Raw genomic sequence first — 15519 nt, 5'->3', positions numbered from 1 at the left:
CGGTTGTGAACAGTATCACGACATAATTTTGTTGACTAGTATGGTAGTATGCATCATGACTCAGAAAAGCAAGGAGAGATTGATGGGCGATCCCGAACAAAACGACTGGGAAATCACGCACGATCAGGCTGTCGGCCCACAGATCCATCGCATCATACGCGAACGGATCGTGTGTACGGACCTGCTTCCCGGTGTGCGCCTGTCCGAAGCAGAACTTGCAAAACATTTTAATGTCAGCCGCCAACCGGTCCGCGAAGCTTTCATCAAGCTTGCCGACGAGGGTCTTTTGGAAGTTCGTCCGCAGCGCGGAACCTATGTGCGGAAAATTTCTGTTGCCGCTGTTCTTGACGCACGATTTGTCCGCGAAGCCATTGAAGCCGACATTGCACGCTTTGTTGCAAAAGAACCTGACGATGCGTTTCTTGCCCGTCTCGAACAACTGATTTCCGATCAGCGCAAAGCAATGAAAGGCGATGCGCGGTCGTTTCTGAAATTGGATCATGACTTCCATCGCTGCCTCGCCGAAGCCGCGGGGAAAACCTATGCATGGAAAGTAGTCGAAGACGTCCGCGCCCAGCTCGACCGGGTCCGGTATCTCAGCTACTTCCAGTTTCCGATGGATGAAATAATCGAACAGCATGTCCGAATTGTTTCGGCGATAACCTCGCGCGATCCCGAAACAGCCTGTGCGGCCATGCGGGAACACCTTCGTGAAATCCTGCATACGCTGCCTGATATAGCACGCTCCAGATCGGAGCTGTTTGACGACGCGACTTCTGCGTCTTCTCCGTAAAGCATCAAACCGAATAGGGAGGAACCGATGCTAAGAAAAACTACGAAAAATTTGATCTTTGCCGGTGTGGCAGCCGTCATGATGAGCCAGTCCGCATTTGCCGCAGAAGTAACTCTGAAACTTGGCCACCTCGCCAATGAACAGAACTCTTGGCACAAAGCGGCTCTGAAGTTCGGCGAAGAAGTCTCTGCGCTGACCGATGGCCGTATTGAAGTTCAGGTTTTCCCGAACGAAACCCTCGGTAAGGAAATCGACCTAATCAACGGCATGCAGCTTGGCTCAGTCGACATGACCATTACCGGTGAAAGCCTTCAGAACTGGGCTCCGATGGCAGCCCTTCTGGCTGTGCCTTACGCCTATCCCACGCTAGAAGACATGGATGCGGTTGCCAGCGGCGAAATCGGCTCAAAAATCGAAGATCAGATCGTCGAAAAGGCACAGATTCGTCCGATCGCCTATTTTGCACGTGGTCCGCGTAACCTGACCTCGAACCGTGAAATCAAAAGCCCGGATGATCTCAATGGTCTGAAAATGCGCGTTCCGAACGTGCCGCTGTTCCTCGATGTCTGGAAGGCGCTTGGCGCACAGCCGACACCGATGGCGTTTTCCGAAGTCTTTACCTCGCTTCAGGCTGGCACAATTGACGCGCAGGAAAACCCGCTTGCACTCATCGATTCCGCCAGCTTCGATGAAGTTCAGAAATTCGTGAACAAAACCGAGCATGTTCGTTCATGGATCTACGTGACCATTTCGGAAATCACTTGGAACAACCTGTCTGACGAAGACAAGGCTGCTGTGACCGAGGCCGCAAAACGCGCACAAGCTTACGAACGCGACCTGTTCGCCGCGGACGAAGAACGCCTGACCAAAGAACTTCAGGAAAAAGGCATGACCTTTGTTGAAGTTGACAAAAAAGCCTTTGCTGCAAAAGCTAAAGATGCAGTTCTCGCCAATGTTTCCGACGAAATTCGTCCGTTCGTCGAAGAACTCTTCGCAAAATAAAATGTGCGGGATCGGTCACTTCGCGTGACCGATCCCTTTCCGACGGGGAAGCAACGTGCTTTTTGCCAGATTATACGCGTTCATTATCGCACTGTGTCGCATCGCAACGGGGGCTGCCTTCAGCATCCTGATGTGCACGGTTCTGATACAGGTCTTTTCGCGCACCTTCATGCCCAGCTCTCCGGTCTGGACAGAAGAACTAACGCGCTATGCCCTGCTATTTCTCGCCGCTTTCGGCGTTGGCCTCTCGTTCCGCAATGGTGAATTGGTCAATGTTGATATCGTATGCGAAATGCTACCCCTGCGCATACAGCGGGCGCTCATGTTCGTTTCAGCCGCACTAACCACTGGCTTCTGCCTAATTCTGGTATCCCCCGCATCGAGGTTCGTTTCCATCGGCGTCATGCAAACCTCGCCTGCACTCGGGGTCCGCATGGACTTTATTCACGCGACGGTATTCATCCTTCTCGTGCTGCTTAGCCTTTTCGCAACCTTGCGTATGATCCGTGTTATCGCCGGTGTATCTGACGGAAAACCCGAAGACACGACAAAGGACTTCCCATGAGCCTTGCAATCTTACTTGGCGTTTTCGCGCTCGGCCTTGTTATCGGGCTTCCCGTTGCCGTTACTTTGGGCCTGTCTTCGCTTTGTTATCTGCTCATTGAAGGCATTCCGCTCGTCGTCATCCCGCAAAAAATGTTCGCGGGGATGGACGTCTTTGTTCTGCTTTGTATTCCTGGCTTCATCCTTGCCGGGAACCTGATGAATGGGGGTGGCATCACGCCGCGCATCGTCCGGTTCGCCAATGCAATGGTGGGCTGGATGCGCGGTGGGCTGGGCCTTACCAATGTTACCGGCTCCATGCTGTTTGGTGGCATTTCTGGCACCGCGGTTGCCGATGCTGCTTCCATCGGGGGCATGATGATTCCCGGCATGGTGCGCGCCGGTTATACCCCTGCCTTTTCTGCGGCGGTGACCGCGGCCTCATCTACGGTTGGCCCGATCATTCCGCCAAGCATGCCAATGATCATCGTCGGCGCACTTTCGGGTATCTCTGTTGGCAAAATGTTCATCGCCGGGGCCATCCCGGGTATCCTGATGGGCATTGCCATGATGATTACTTGCTACATCATCGCTGTTCGTCGCAAATTCCCCCACCAGCCATGGCAGGGCTTTGGCGAACTGCTTCGCTCCTTCATGGGGGCCTTCTGGGCTCTTGCCATGACGGCACTAATCGTTGGTGGTCTGCTAAGCGGCATAGTCACGCCTACAGAAACCGCCGTCATCGCAAGCCTCTATGCCCTGATTGTTGGCTGCTTCATTTATCGTGAACTGCCACTGCGCAAGGTTCCAAAAATCATTGTCGATAGTGCCGTCACTGCGGCGGCCATTCTGGCCCTTGTCGGTTTGGCCAACGTGTTTGGCTGGATTTTGGTTTCTGAACGCATTCCCCAGATGATCTCGAATGCGGTCTTGTCCGTGACCGACAATAAATATGTCGTCATTCTACTGATCAATCTGGTGCTGCTTGTCGTCGGCATGTTCATGGAAACTATCGCAGCCCTGATCATCCTGTTTGTGCCGCTTCTGACACTGGCGACCAATGTCGGCGTTGATCCTATCCATTTTGCGGTTTTTGCCGTTCTCAACCTGATGATCGGTCTGACAACTCCGCCGGTCGGGATTTGCATGTTTATCTGCGCAAACATTGCCAAGGCACCGGTCACCACGGTGATCCGGGCCCTGATGCCGTTCCTTCTGACGAACATCCTGATCCTGTTTCTTGTTTCCTATATCCCGGCGCTGTCAACCTGGCTGCCGTCCCTGATGGAGTAATCTATGCAAACACGTGTTTGCCGTCTGTATGGCCAAGACGATCTGCGGATCGAAACTGAAAACGCCCCTGCTCCCGCCCATGACGAAGTTCTTATCCGCGTCGGGGCCGGCGGTGTATGCGGTTCGGACATGCATTATTATTTCGAAGGCGGCATCGGTCAGATCCGCGTGCGCGAACCGATCATTCTGGGCCACGAAGCCGCTGGGACGATTGTTGCACTTGGCCCTGATGTTACTGGGCTTGCCATCGAACAAAAGGTAGCGATCAATCCAAGTCACCCATGCGGCACATGCAGCTATTGCAAGAAAAACCTGCAGCAGCATTGCCTGAACATGAAGTTCTTCGGCTCTGCAATGCCAATGCCCCATATTCAGGGAGCATTCCGTGATCTGGTCAATGTCCGGCAAGGCCAGTGCTTTGCGATCAGCAATCAAACAGATATCGGCCATGCCGCCTGTGCAGAACCACTGGCAGTCTGTCTGCATGCCGTGGCGCGTGCTGGTGACCTTTCGGGGAAAAAGGTTCTGATTACCGGGGCTGGCCCGATTGGAAGCCTTTGTGCCGCCGCGGCCAAACGTGCGGGGGCCAGTGAAATTGTTGTTACCGATTTGCAGGATTTCGCGCTGAATGTTGCGCAGCAAATGGGTGCAACCAGCACCATCAATATCGCCAATGCCGCGGACGACCTGAAAGCCTATGAACAGGACAAAGGTCTGTTTGACGTTTGCCTGGAATGCTCAGCCGCCCCGGCGGCATTGCGGTCTGCAATCAGTGTTTTGAGGCCGCAGGGTATTCTGGTTCAGGTCGGGGTTGCAGGTGAAATCCCTGTCCCATTCAACCCGCTGGTCGCCAAGGAAATCACGATCACCGGAACCTTCCGATTCCACGCGGAATTTGCCGATGCTGTGCGCCTGATTGACCGCGGTGACATAAATGTCACCCCAATCATCACCCAAACCTATCCGCTTGAAACCGCACAAGAAGCGTTTGACGTCGCACGAGATCGAAGCAAATCGGTTAAAGTTCAATTGTCTTTCGCCAATTGAACTTGCTTCCTGTTTATCCGGATACCAAGAAGGCTGTGGCATTATTCATGTCACAGCCTTCTTCATGAGGCCCCCTAGTTAGGCCCGATGAAACGTCTGGCAGGTTTGCCATCTTGCCCCCCGGCATGCGGCTGAAGATTGATGTGCGTCACATTCTAGGACGACTTGTTAAATTGTCGTCCTTGGGCAAAAGAGACGTTTGACTTGCCGGATGAAGACAATTCCGACAGAACTAAGCAAATGAACAATGCGCGTTGGTAAAACCAGCGCATGGGAGGCGCTAAGTGTCCGGTTTCCATTGGTCGCGCAATCAGCGTATGAGTTTGGTTGGCCGATACACGCTTTTATCGGTCGGCGTTGTTATATGTGCGCTTGTTGCACTGAGCTTCTTTTATCAGCGTTTTTCCAATGAACTGATTGACCGCCTGACGGGTGAGCGCCTGAGCGCGCAGGTTGCAGCAACATCAAACAAACTTTCCGCATTTCTGGACGCCCGCATTTATCAATTGGTGACCCTGTCAAACCACCCGGCGTTACCGGCCTTCATTGATGCGCCAAATTCACCGCAGGCAGAAGAGGCGCTTGCATTGCTGCGGGTCGAGGCGGATTCACCTGATTTGTATGGCGTCCTATTTTTTGACTGGAATGATAATCTGGACCGACTGGTTGCCGGGCAAGCCGCGTCCGGCCCGCCATATTGGTCCAAAACTGGTTGGGATATCCGGGGTCTTCCCCGCGTCGAACATGAAGGTATCGAATTCATCGGACCGCAACTGCCCGAAAATGGGAATTCCGGCTGGATTTTGATGCGTCAGCATATTCGCGATAACGGGCTTGGCCAGAATACGTCTGTTGCGCTTCATATGCGTCTTGCATCCCTGACCGAACTCCTTGTCAGTGCTGGTGTTGCCGGGGTGATTGAACCGCTTTTGCGAACGCCAGGTGGTGTTGTTCTGGACCCAACGGGCCGTCCAGCCGAAGTCACCGGTGAACTGATTGAAGGCCCCAGCATTCTTCCGGGCTGGAATATCGTCATGAGTGTTCATCCAGGCACCATTTTGCAACCGATTGATCAGACCCGGTTTTGGCTTTATGTCACAGCGACCCTTATAATCCTGGTCATTCTGGCAATCTTTTTTGCCCTGTCGCGCAGCCTGCGGCGAAGGGTTGATACACTGGTTCAGGGCGCGCACAGCATTGCATCGGGCGATCTATATTACCGTCTGCCCGAAGGCCGCCGCCGTGATGAAATCAGCACGGTTGCCAAAGCATTCAACACCATGGCATGGCAGCTTAAAGACCTGATTGACCGAACCGTTCGCGCCGAAAAACTTGCAGTACTTGGACAGTTTGCAACGGGCGTTGCCCACGAAGTTCGCAATCCATTGGCCACGATGAAAACCACCGTTCAGGCCCTCACTCGCAAGGAACAGGATGGTGAACGCAAGGTCTTGCTTGACGACATGGGCCATCAGATTGATCGCCTTTCACGCGTGGTGAACGATCTTCTGGCTTATGGACGCCCGGGAGAGGCCAATCTGCAAAATGCCGAAGTTCGCGAGCTGTTTCGTCAGTCTTCCCGCGTTCTTGAACCGATTGCCAAAGAAGCGAATGTCCGGTTTTACACCAGCGGCGATTCCGGGCTGAAGCTTAATATCGACCCGGATCAGGTTTTGCAGGTTCTGCTTAATCTTGGCATCAATGCCATTCAGGCCTGTAAGGTCGGCGGCACCGTCGGTTTGCGGGCAGAACAGAACGAAGAGTGGGTAGAAATCCGCGTCACAGACGATGGCGCGGGCATCCCCAAACAGCATTTGCTTGACGTGGTACAACCATTTTTTACCATGAAAAGCAAAGGGACAGGTCTTGGCCTGACGATCAGCCAGCAGCTCGTCGAGGCCAATCAAGGTACCATTCATATTGAAAGCGCCCCGCAAGAGGGCACGACAATTACATTGAAGTTCCTCGCCGCAAAAGCAGGAACTTCCAAGGAGGAATATCCCGAAAATGTCCCAGAAGATCAGAATACTGATCGTCGACGATGAGGAATCGTTCGTTCGTTCTTTGAGTTTTGCACTGAGAACAGAAGGTATGGACGTCACGGGCGTTCATTCCGGCGAAGATGCCTTTCTCGAAGTTCGGAAGAACCAGTTCGACATTATCCTGCTTGATCTGCGCCTGCCCGGCGCCGATGGCATGGAGGTTCTGAACAGTATCCGTAATCTTGACATTGATATACCTGCGATCATGATCTCGGCGCATGGCGATACCCGTGCGGCAGTCAAGGCCGTCAAGCTTGGGGCCGCAGACTATCTTAGCAAGCCGTTCGAACTTGATGAGCTGATCCACACGATCAATACGGTTCTGGATCAAAATCAGACGGCGCTGGAACTGGAATATCATCGTAAACGCGATGTTCCGGCCAACGGCCTGATCGGCGATTGCACAGTCATGAGCAACCTGCGCACCACTATTGAACGCGTCGCCAAAAGTAGTGCCAGCCGTATTCTTTTGCTGGGAGAGTCCGGCACTGGCAAGGCATTGGTCGCACGTGCAATCCATGGCGAAAGCCCACGATCATCGCGCGCCTTCATCGAGGTGAACTGCGCAGCATTGCCCGAGCAACTGATTGAGTCCGAACTCTTTGGCGCGGAAAAAGGCTCCTATACAGGTGCCCATCAGAAACGTACCGGTCTGGTAAAGCTCGCAGATGGTGGCAGCCTGTTTCTCGACGAGATCGGCGAACTTCCGCTGGCTCTGCAGGCGAAATTCCTGCACTTTCTGGAAAATGGTGCTTATCGCCCGGTTGGCAGCGAGCATTCGGCATCGGCCAATGTACGTGTGATTGCGGCAACCAACCGCGACCTTGCCGAAGAAGTCCGTCTAGGCAATTTCCGCGAAGACCTGTTCTATCGGTTGAATGTCATTACCATTGATATCCCGGCCCTTCGGGAACGGGGTGACGACATCATCAAACTGGTCGAACATTTTGCCGATAAACAGGCAAAAGCCGAGGGATGCCAACCGATCAAGTTTGCACTGGAAACGGTTGATATTTTGCTTGCACATCGTTGGCGCGGGAATGTACGCGAACTCAAGAACCTGATCGAACGGCTGACCATTTTGTATCCGGCAAAGATGATTTACCCGGAACTCCTGCCTGCCGAATTTCATGAAGACGAGTTGGATGGCGAACGGGAACCCCATCAGCCCGCAAGCTCTAACGCGCCGCAATTGCAGGATCGCCTTGATACCACGGAACGCAATCTGGTGCGGGACGCGCTTGATCAGGCAAACGGGCACAAGGGCCGAGCGGCAGAAATCCTTGGCATTTCACGACACGCCTTAAAGCGAAGGTTGCAAAGACTTGGACTGCAATAACAAAAAGGGCGGTTCCGGCCATTCACGAAATCAAAAACCATTGAGCGAAAACCGCTCAATGGTTTTTTCCGTTCGGAGCGCCAACCGCTCATAACCGCGCGCATTGTTTGTGAGCGCCCGCACATCCATCGCACAAAACCGCAATCTCCCTGCCTTTTTCTTTTTAGTGATCAGTTGGCACAGCCTTTGCCAATTAGTGGGACAAAGGTACAAACACGAATGGAACAACCATTCGTAGGGAGGATACATCATGGAGATGCTCAAACGCCCGGTTTCCGGGTGCATCACCATAATTATTGCCGCGTTCACAATGCTTGTCGCCAATAGCGCACAAGCCGAACGTTTTGAGCTGGGTGCATCAGCCAAAGAAGCGGATGCGGTGATCGGCTGTTTGTACCCCATGACCGGTCGATCGGCGACCTATGGTCGAGACAGCATCGTCGGCATTCAAATCGCACTTGATGACCTTGCCGCTGAAACCAAGGCAGGACTAACCCCACCAAAACTTCGCATCATTGCCGATGATCCGCGATCAAAGGCATCTTATGCCGTGCGTTTGGCACAGGACTTCATCGCCAAGGATAAAGCCCGGTTTTTCTGCGGGATCGTATCATCAGGCGTTGCCCACGCAGTAAGCGACCTTGCCCGTCAGGAAAAAGTCATCATGATCGGAACCGATCATGCATCTTCTCGGCTCAGCATCGAAGCCGGTCATGATTATTATTTCCGGGTCACAAATGACAGTTGGACCAGCATGGCCGCAGGGGCGCGCTATCTGCGCGACATTCAAAAGGAAACTGGCTGGAAACGGCTGGCCTTTGTGGGGCCCGACTATGATTATGGGCATGTTTCCTGGACGGACTTGCAACTGGCACTCGATGGCCTTGGTGTTGAATATGAAACCGTCAGCGCATTATGGCCCAAGCTCTATGAGCCGGACTATTCGATCTATATCAATGCCCTGCAATCGGCGAAGCCGGACGTCGTTGTCACCGCACTTTGGGGTGGAGATTTCATTGCCTTCATCAAACAGGCATCAACGACCCGTTTCTTTGAAACCACCCGTCTGGCCAATTTTGATACCGGTGCCAATTACGATGTGATGATGGCGCTGGGTAATCAGCCCTATCCCGGTCTGATCCTTTCGGCTCGTCATCACAATAATTGGCCAGAAACCGGACGTAACAAACGATTTGTCGCGCAATTCCATGACCTGACCGGTCGTTATCCGACTTATGCCGCCGAGGGTGCCTATACCGGCATTATTGCAATTGCGCGTGCCATCGAAAAGGCGGGCGGCTCAGACGATGACAGGGCACTGATCACCGCACTCAAAGGGTTGCAACTGGCCCTGCCCGAAGACCCGCCGGGCTTTGCATCCTATATCGATCCCGACACCCACCAGATTGTCCAGGCGCAAGCCGTGGGCACGGTCGTCCATAACGAAGATTTTCCGCCATCGAAACTGATGGTGGGGAATTGGGCGATCTATGACGCCGAAGACCTCAAACCGTCAAAAGAGATGGTCAAACGCCGCCGCGATGCCGTGGCCGGTGGGTCTGAGGCTGTTCCACCGCCATCTCCATAGACCTTTCCCAAGGGAGGAAAAAAGTGAAGAATAATAAAACAACTTTCAGTAATTATCTGGTTTCGGGCGTCGCTGCCCTTGCCTTGACGGCCGGCCTTGCATCAGTTGCATCGGCTGCCGAAAACGGCAAATTCCGCGTCGGCATCGTCACCTTCCTGTCTGGCCCGGCTGCTGGTCCGTTTGGCGTTCCTTCTGCGAATGCCGCCAAAATTCTTGTCGAAGCGCTTAACAAGGGAGAAGTACCGGCACCTTATAACAAGCTTGGCATCAATGGGGCGGAAATCGAAGCAGTTATTATTGATGAGGCTGGTGGTGCAACCAAGCAGGTTGAAGAATACCGCAACCTTGTCCAGCGCCAGAAAGTTGATGCCGTGATCGGCTATGTGTCTTCGGGTGATTGCCTCGCAGTTGCTCCTGTAGCAGAAGAACTGAAAACCTTCACTATTGCGTATGATTGCGGCACTCCCCGCCTGTTTGCGGATAACCCCGATGCACAATATATGTTCCGTACCGGCCTTGATGCATCGGTCGACAATATCGGTGCCGTTCGCTATCTCAAAGCAACCCGTCCGGACGTAACCCGTCTGTCAGGTATTCAGCAGAACTATTCCTGGGGTCAGGACAGCTGGGCTGACTTTACCGCTGCAGCGGCAAAACTGCTGCCGGAATCAGAAATCGTCGAAGAACAGTTCCCAAAAATCTATCAGGGCCAGTATGGCGCAGAAATCTCTGCCCTGTCGGTCAAACGTCCGGAAATCGTCCACAGCTCCTTCTGGGGTGGCGACATGGAAGCCCTGGTTCTTCAGGCAAATGCCCGTGGCCTTCTTGAAGACGCCACCGGTTTGCTAACCTGCGGTGAAGCGAGCCTTGCCACCTATAAAGATCAGGCACCAAATGGCATGATCATTGGTGCGCGCGGTCCGTTCGGTGCATTTGCGCCGGACAACGCCCTGAACACCTGGTTCAAGGGTGCTTATAACGCCGCCTATGATCTTGATCCGGTTTACCCGGCAACCAAGATGGCACAAGCGATCCTCGGCCTGAAATTTGCCGCTGAAAATGCAGGCCTTGCCGACAAGGAAATCCCGACCGCAGATCAGCTTGCGACGGGCCTCAAGGGGGCAACCTTTGAATCCGTTTCGGGTACTGTCGAAATGGCGCGCGGCAATGGTCATCAGGCGATGCAGGGCATCACCTATGGCGAATACCACTATGAAGACGGCAAGGCGTCCATCGTCAATACCGTTTCATTCTCAGGCGAATGCGTAACTCCGCCAGAAGGTGTTTCTGCCGCAGACTGGATTGCCCAGGGCTTCCCGGGCGCTCAGTGTAACTAAACGCAATCTTCCTGCGATGCGGGCATCTCTTTTGGGGGATGCCCGCCCTTTTCCCTGCACACTGGATATTTGTGATGACAAGTCTTCTTGCCGTCCTGATTGATGGCTCGATCTATGCATCGTGGCTGTTTCTCGTGGCCGCTGGCCTGACCGTGATTTACGGGGTGATGCGCATCCTGAACATGGCGCACGGCAGCTTCTATGCCATTGGCGCCTATTCGGCAGCATCCCTTGTTGGCTGGTATTTCAACAACGGTATCGGCCCGGCCTGGATCAGTTATCTTTTGCTGGTTGGTGCGGCACTGGTTGCCGGACTGATTGTCGGCGTGATCATTGAACGCGGATTGCTGCGCCTGATGTACGGCCGCGACGAAATCCTGATGGTGATCATTACCTATGCGCTTTTGCTTATCCTTGAAGACACGATGAAAATCGTCTGGGGGGTCAATCCGTATTTCGCCTATCAGCCCTATTCCGAACTCGGCCGAACGTCTTTTGGACTGCTTAAGGTTTCGAATTACGACCTGTCACTGGTCGGGGTTTCGGCCGTCATTGGCCTTGTTTTGTGGGGGCTGCTCGAACGCACCAATACCGGCAAGGTATTGCGCGCGGTGATCCATGACCGCGAGATCGCGGTGGCGATGGGCGTTAATGTCCGCCTCATGTTCACCATCACCTTTGTCATAGGTACCATCCTTGGTGCACTTGCAGGTGCGCTGACCGCACCTGCCATCTCGGTTGTGCCGGGTATCGGGATTGAAGTCATCGTTCTGGCCTTTGCCGTGGTCGTGATTGGTGGACTTGGCAGCATCGGCGGTGCCGCGGTTGGTGCCCTTCTGGTTGGATTGAGCCGCGCCGCTGCCGTTCATTATGCCCCTGAATTCGAACTTTTCGTCATTTACGGCGTGATGTCGCTGGTTCTGGCGTTCCGCCCCGAAGGCCTGTTTGGCCGTACTTTGGCGAGGAAAATCTGACATGCGCTTCGATAAAACAGAAATCTCGCTTGCTGCAATTGCGATTGCCTGCGTGCTGTTCGGGTTTGTATCGCCCGGCTGGCTGATCTTCCTTTTGACCATCGCCTTTGCCAAAGCCCTCGTTGTGCAAGGCGTTGTCATGCAGATGCGCTCCGGCCTGGTATCGTTTGGCCAGGGCCTATTTTACTGCATTGGTGGATATACCGTCGGCATGGGTGGCCAGTTCTTTGGCATCCATGATGCAATTGCAGCCCTGACCCTTGGCATGCTGGTGGCAATTGCGGTTGCCATGTTGCTGGGGCTGTTGCTGACCCGATATCGGGACATCTTCTTTGCGATGCTGTCGCTGGCCTTTTCGATGATCCTGTTCGGCATCCTTGTCAAAAGCCCTGAACTGGGCAGTACGGACGGATTTAACGTGCATAACTGGACCGTCTTTGGCTGGGCACCAGAAGGCGGCGAAGGCAGTCAGCTTACTGTCTTCACCCTGACCGTTCTGGCAGGTCTGGTCATTGCCGTTCTGATCCACCGTTATACCAAGGCCGGGATCGGCGTGATCTGCGAAGCCGTTCGCGAAAACGAAGTCCGCGTAGAATATCTTGGTCTCTCGCCGCGCTGGCTACTGTACGGCAACTATGTCTGTGCCGCAGCAGTTTCCGCACTTGGCGGTGGATTGACTGCCCTGGCCACCGGGCATGTCGACCCTGAAATGGCCTATTGGACCACATCGGGCGAATTCATCTTTATCGCTCTTCTCGGCGGGTTGGGTCATGTCGCCGCTCCGTTCATTGCCGCCGTGGTTTTCTCGGTCGTGCGGACCTATGCAATCGAACTGGTTCCCCATACCTGGCAGATGATCCTCGGATTTACCCTTTTGGGTGTCATCGTCTTCCTGCCTAAAGGGCTCTGGAGCCTGGTATCACGGAAAAAGTCAGGAGAACGTGCATGACTGTCATTCTTGAAACCAGATCGCTAAACAAGGAATTTGGGGCGGTCATCGCCGCAAAGGATCTTGATGTCCGGATTTCCAAAGGTGAAATCGTTGGCGTCATCGGGTCCAACGGCGCGGGCAAGACAACCTTCATCAATATGGTGACCGGTTATCTTAAGCCGACCCGTGGTGAAATACAGTTTAACGGCAAGTCTATTCTTGGCCGTTCGCCACGTGCCATCACCCGTGCTGGCATGGCACGTTCATTTCAGGTTGCACAACTATTTCCTGAAATGACGGTAATCGACAATCTGATCGTTGCCCTTGCCGCTGCCGAAAGTCCACGCCCAAGCTTCCTGAGCCCGCTTCGCAGCGACAAACGCATCGCACGGGCCGAAGACATCCTGCGTGAATTCGGTGTCGAAAATTATCGTGATTCATTGGTGACGGCAGTTCCGCAAGGTGCACGCAAACTGGTGGATATCGCAATGGCCCTGATTGGCAATCCGCAGATGCTTTTGCTGGATGAACCGACCAGTGGCGTCAGCATGGACGAGAAAACCGCCCTGATGGACACCGTGATGAATGCCGTCCGCCAGCACGGTGTGACAGTGCTGTTTGTTGAACATGACATGGATGTGGTCGAACGTTACGTTTCGCGTGTTCTGGCCTTCTATAGCGGTGAAATCATCGCCGACGGCAACCCGTCGGCGGTTCTTGCCGAAGAACGCGTGCGTGATCTCGTGACCGGCCATCGTCCCACTCACAAAAAGGGGAATGGCGCATCATGACGCTTGAAATCAAGAACCTGAATGTTTCAATCGGCAACATTCCGATCCTGCGTGATGTTTCGCTGACCGTTCCGTCCGGGCAGATGTTTGGTCTGATCGGTCATAATGGTGCAGGCAAAACCACATTGATGCGTGCCATCATGGGATTGCTTGAGGCCGACGATGGTTCCATTACCTTTGATGGCAAGGACCTGCGCAAAACGGCTGATTTTGGTCGGGCAAAAGGCGGTATCAGTTACATGCCCGAAGACCGCCGCCTGATCCCGTCACTTACGGTTGAGGAAAATATTCTTCTGCCTGCATGGGCCAACGGCATTGCCGATGCCAGGGAACGTCTGGAATGGGTTTATGACCTGCTTCCGGAAATTGCGCAGTTCCGGGCGCGCCGCGCCTTACAGCTTTCGGGGGGACAGCAAAAGCTGGTCGCACTTGGCCGCGCCCTTATGCCGGGCCGGAAGTTGTTGCTGCTTGATGAACCGTTCGAAGGTGTTGCCCCGGTTCTGTCACGCCGCCTGTCCGAAGTCATTTCCAACCTTGGCAGCAGCGGTTTGTGCGTCCTGATTTCCGAGTCAGATGACACCCATTCCGCCGATCTGGTGACAGGGAGCTACCGCATCGAACGCGGCACAGTTTCCCCATCAGCAACCCAGTTCGCCTGAACCGGCCAACGCGAGGACCCCCATGTCAGATTTTACATTTGAAACCACGCCCCGCGTCATCTGCGAGTTTGATGGCGCACTTCAGTTGGGCAGCCTGTGTAACGAGTTCGGCGCAAAACGCGCCATCCTCATCACCGATCCGGGCCTGCAGAAAGCCGGATTGATTGATGCCCCCTATCAGGCCCTTATTGATGACGGGATCGATACTCTTCTGTGGACACGTGTTGAAGCCGACCCGCCTGAAAGCACCATCCTTGATGCCGTAAAGGGCGCGATGGATTTCGCGGCCGATATCATTATCGGCCTGGGTGGTGGATCATCGATGGATACCGCCAAGCTGGTGGCCTTGCTGTGTGGCAACCCGCAGCAACTTGACGCGATCTATGGGATCGGTCTGGCAAAAGGACCGAGACTACCGCTTATTCAGGTTCCAACCACCGCAGGCACCGGTTCTGAAGTCACACCCATTTCCATCGTTACCACTCCGACCCAGGAGAAAAAGGGCGTTGTATCGCCGCTTCTTTATCCGGATGTCGCATTGCTTGATGCCAAACTGACGATGGGTCTTCCTGCATCGATTACGGCAATGACCGGTATTGATGCGATGGTTCATGCAATAGAGGCCTATACAACCAAGCACAAGAAAAACGCGCTGTCTGATGGTTTGGCCATTCGCGCGATGCAGCTGATGACCGCCCATATTGATGATGCGGTATCGGCAACACCATCACGCGAAGCCCGCGAAGCCATGTTGCAAGGATCAATGATGGCCGGCATGGCATTCGCCAATGCCCCGGTCGCCGCAGTTCATGCGCTGGCCTATCCGCTGGGTGGGCATTTTCATGTGCCGCATGGTCACAGTAATGCGCTTGTCCTGATCGAGGTTCTTAAATTCAACCGCGATGCCGCCCACGCGCAATATGCGGAACTGGCCCGTGCTGTTCTGCCGGGTGAACGGTTTGCCGATGATAATGCCGCCTGTGATCGCTTTATCAGCTACATGACCGACATGGTCGAACGCATGCCGTTTACCCGACAGCTGCGCGATGTCGGCGTGACCGAGTCCGATCTCGACATGTTGGCGACGGATGCGATGAAGGTCGAACGTCTTTTGATCAATAATCCGCGCGAGATGACCTTTGAAGCCGCCCGCGACATTTATGCCACCGTGCTGTAACCG

General features: G+C 54.1%; 14 protein-coding genes. All 14 read left to right on the top strand.

What is annotated here, in order from left to right; all coding sequences use genetic code 11:
• Positions 1-82 precede the first annotated feature (82 nt).
• The 14 genes from ABIE64_RS16235 (at position 83) to ABIE64_RS16170 (ending at position 15516) form a co-directional block, all read left to right on the top strand.
• Positions 83-793 (top strand): GntR family transcriptional regulator, encoded by a 711-nt coding sequence (locus ABIE64_RS16235; protein ID WP_354377959.1) that lies wholly within the window; start codon positions 83-85, stop codon positions 791-793.
• A gap of 27 nt (positions 794-820) precedes the next feature.
• Complete coding sequence (locus tag ABIE64_RS16230) at positions 821-1795, top strand: TRAP transporter substrate-binding protein (protein ID WP_354377958.1); 975 nt, start codon at positions 821-823, stop codon at positions 1793-1795.
• Positions 1796-1850: 55 nt separating this feature from the next.
• Complete coding sequence (locus ABIE64_RS16225) at positions 1851-2360, top strand: TRAP transporter small permease (RefSeq protein ID WP_354377957.1); 510 nt, start codon at positions 1851-1853, stop codon at positions 2358-2360.
• The gene (locus tag ABIE64_RS16220; RefSeq protein ID WP_354377956.1) at positions 2357-3631 is read left to right on the top strand and encodes a TRAP transporter large permease; all 1275 of its coding nucleotides are present in this window, start codon (positions 2357-2359) and stop codon (positions 3629-3631) included. Before ABIE64_RS16225 ends, ABIE64_RS16220 begins: the two co-directional genes overlap by 4 nt.
• Positions 3632-3634: 3 nt before the next feature.
• Positions 3635-4678, top strand: a complete 1044-nt coding sequence (locus ABIE64_RS16215; RefSeq protein ID WP_354377955.1) for an L-idonate 5-dehydrogenase — start codon at positions 3635-3637, stop codon at positions 4676-4678.
• A gap of 284 nt (positions 4679-4962) precedes the next feature.
• On the top strand, positions 4963-6723 hold the full coding sequence (locus ABIE64_RS16210; protein ID WP_354377954.1) for a sensor histidine kinase: 1761 nt from the start codon (positions 4963-4965) through the stop codon (positions 6721-6723).
• Complete coding sequence (locus ABIE64_RS16205; protein WP_354377953.1) at positions 6686-8059, top strand: sigma-54-dependent transcriptional regulator; 1374 nt, start codon at positions 6686-6688, stop codon at positions 8057-8059. Before ABIE64_RS16210 ends, ABIE64_RS16205 begins: the two co-directional genes overlap by 38 nt.
• 250 nt (positions 8060-8309) lie before the next feature.
• Entirely contained in the window at positions 8310-9647 is a 1338-nt protein-coding gene (locus ABIE64_RS16200; RefSeq protein ID WP_354377952.1) for an ABC transporter substrate-binding protein, read from the top strand.
• Between the two features lie 23 nt (positions 9648-9670).
• Positions 9671-10984, top strand: a complete 1314-nt coding sequence (locus ABIE64_RS16195) for an ABC transporter substrate-binding protein (protein ID WP_354377951.1) — start codon at positions 9671-9673, stop codon at positions 10982-10984.
• Positions 10985-11058: 74 nt separating this feature from the next.
• Positions 11059-11958 (top strand): branched-chain amino acid ABC transporter permease, encoded by a 900-nt coding sequence (locus tag ABIE64_RS16190; RefSeq protein WP_063095260.1) that lies wholly within the window; start codon positions 11059-11061, stop codon positions 11956-11958.
• Between the two features lies 1 nt (position 11959).
• Complete coding sequence (locus ABIE64_RS16185; protein ID WP_063095261.1) at positions 11960-12907, top strand: branched-chain amino acid ABC transporter permease; 948 nt, start codon at positions 11960-11962, stop codon at positions 12905-12907.
• Complete coding sequence (locus ABIE64_RS16180; protein ID WP_007089018.1) at positions 12904-13680, top strand: ABC transporter ATP-binding protein; 777 nt, start codon at positions 12904-12906, stop codon at positions 13678-13680. The genes ABIE64_RS16185 and ABIE64_RS16180 overlap by 4 nt, the downstream gene beginning before the upstream one ends.
• Complete coding sequence (locus ABIE64_RS16175) at positions 13677-14339, top strand: ATP-binding cassette domain-containing protein (RefSeq protein WP_007089019.1); 663 nt, start codon at positions 13677-13679, stop codon at positions 14337-14339. Before ABIE64_RS16180 ends, ABIE64_RS16175 begins: the two co-directional genes overlap by 4 nt.
• Positions 14340-14361: 22 nt before the next feature.
• On the top strand, positions 14362-15516 hold the full coding sequence (locus tag ABIE64_RS16170; RefSeq protein WP_071240820.1) for an iron-containing alcohol dehydrogenase: 1155 nt from the start codon (positions 14362-14364) through the stop codon (positions 15514-15516).
• Positions 15517-15519: the final 3 nt, after the last annotated feature.

Origin of the sequence: Thalassospira sp. MBR-102 (assembly GCF_040549275.1) — a bacterium.
GTDB lineage: Bacteria > Pseudomonadota > Alphaproteobacteria > Rhodospirillales > Thalassospiraceae > Thalassospira > Thalassospira xiamenensis.
Note: the sequence above shows the minus strand (reverse complement) of the source record. Positions and strands in the feature narration are given on the sequence as shown.

Bases quoted from the DNA above. Each gene is read 5' to 3' on its own strand.
- ABIE64_RS16215 (WP_354377955.1), top strand. From the start codon at position 3,635: ATGCAAACACGTGTTTGCCGTCTGTATGGCCAAGACGATCTGCGGATC.
- ABIE64_RS16220 (WP_354377956.1), top strand. From the start codon at position 2,357: ATGAGCCTTGCAATCTTACTTGGCGTTTTCGCGCTCGGCCTTGTTATC.
- ABIE64_RS16205 (WP_354377953.1), top strand. From the start codon at position 6,686: ATGTCCCAGAAGATCAGAATACTGATCGTCGACGATGAGGAATCGTTC.
- ABIE64_RS16180 (WP_007089018.1), top strand. From the start codon at position 12,904: ATGACTGTCATTCTTGAAACCAGATCGCTAAACAAGGAATTTGGGGCG.
- ABIE64_RS16175 (WP_007089019.1), top strand. From the start codon at position 13,677: ATGACGCTTGAAATCAAGAACCTGAATGTTTCAATCGGCAACATTCCG.
- ABIE64_RS16235 (WP_354377959.1), top strand. From the start codon at position 83: ATGGGCGATCCCGAACAAAACGACTGGGAAATCACGCACGATCAGGCT.
- ABIE64_RS16200 (WP_354377952.1), top strand. From the start codon at position 8,310: ATGGAGATGCTCAAACGCCCGGTTTCCGGGTGCATCACCATAATTATT.
- ABIE64_RS16185 (WP_063095261.1), top strand. From the start codon at position 11,960: ATGCGCTTCGATAAAACAGAAATCTCGCTTGCTGCAATTGCGATTGCC.
- ABIE64_RS16190 (WP_063095260.1), top strand. From the start codon at position 11,059: ATGACAAGTCTTCTTGCCGTCCTGATTGATGGCTCGATCTATGCATCG.
- ABIE64_RS16230 (WP_354377958.1), top strand. From the start codon at position 821: ATGCTAAGAAAAACTACGAAAAATTTGATCTTTGCCGGTGTGGCAGCC.
- ABIE64_RS16170 (WP_071240820.1), top strand. From the start codon at position 14,362: ATGTCAGATTTTACATTTGAAACCACGCCCCGCGTCATCTGCGAGTTT.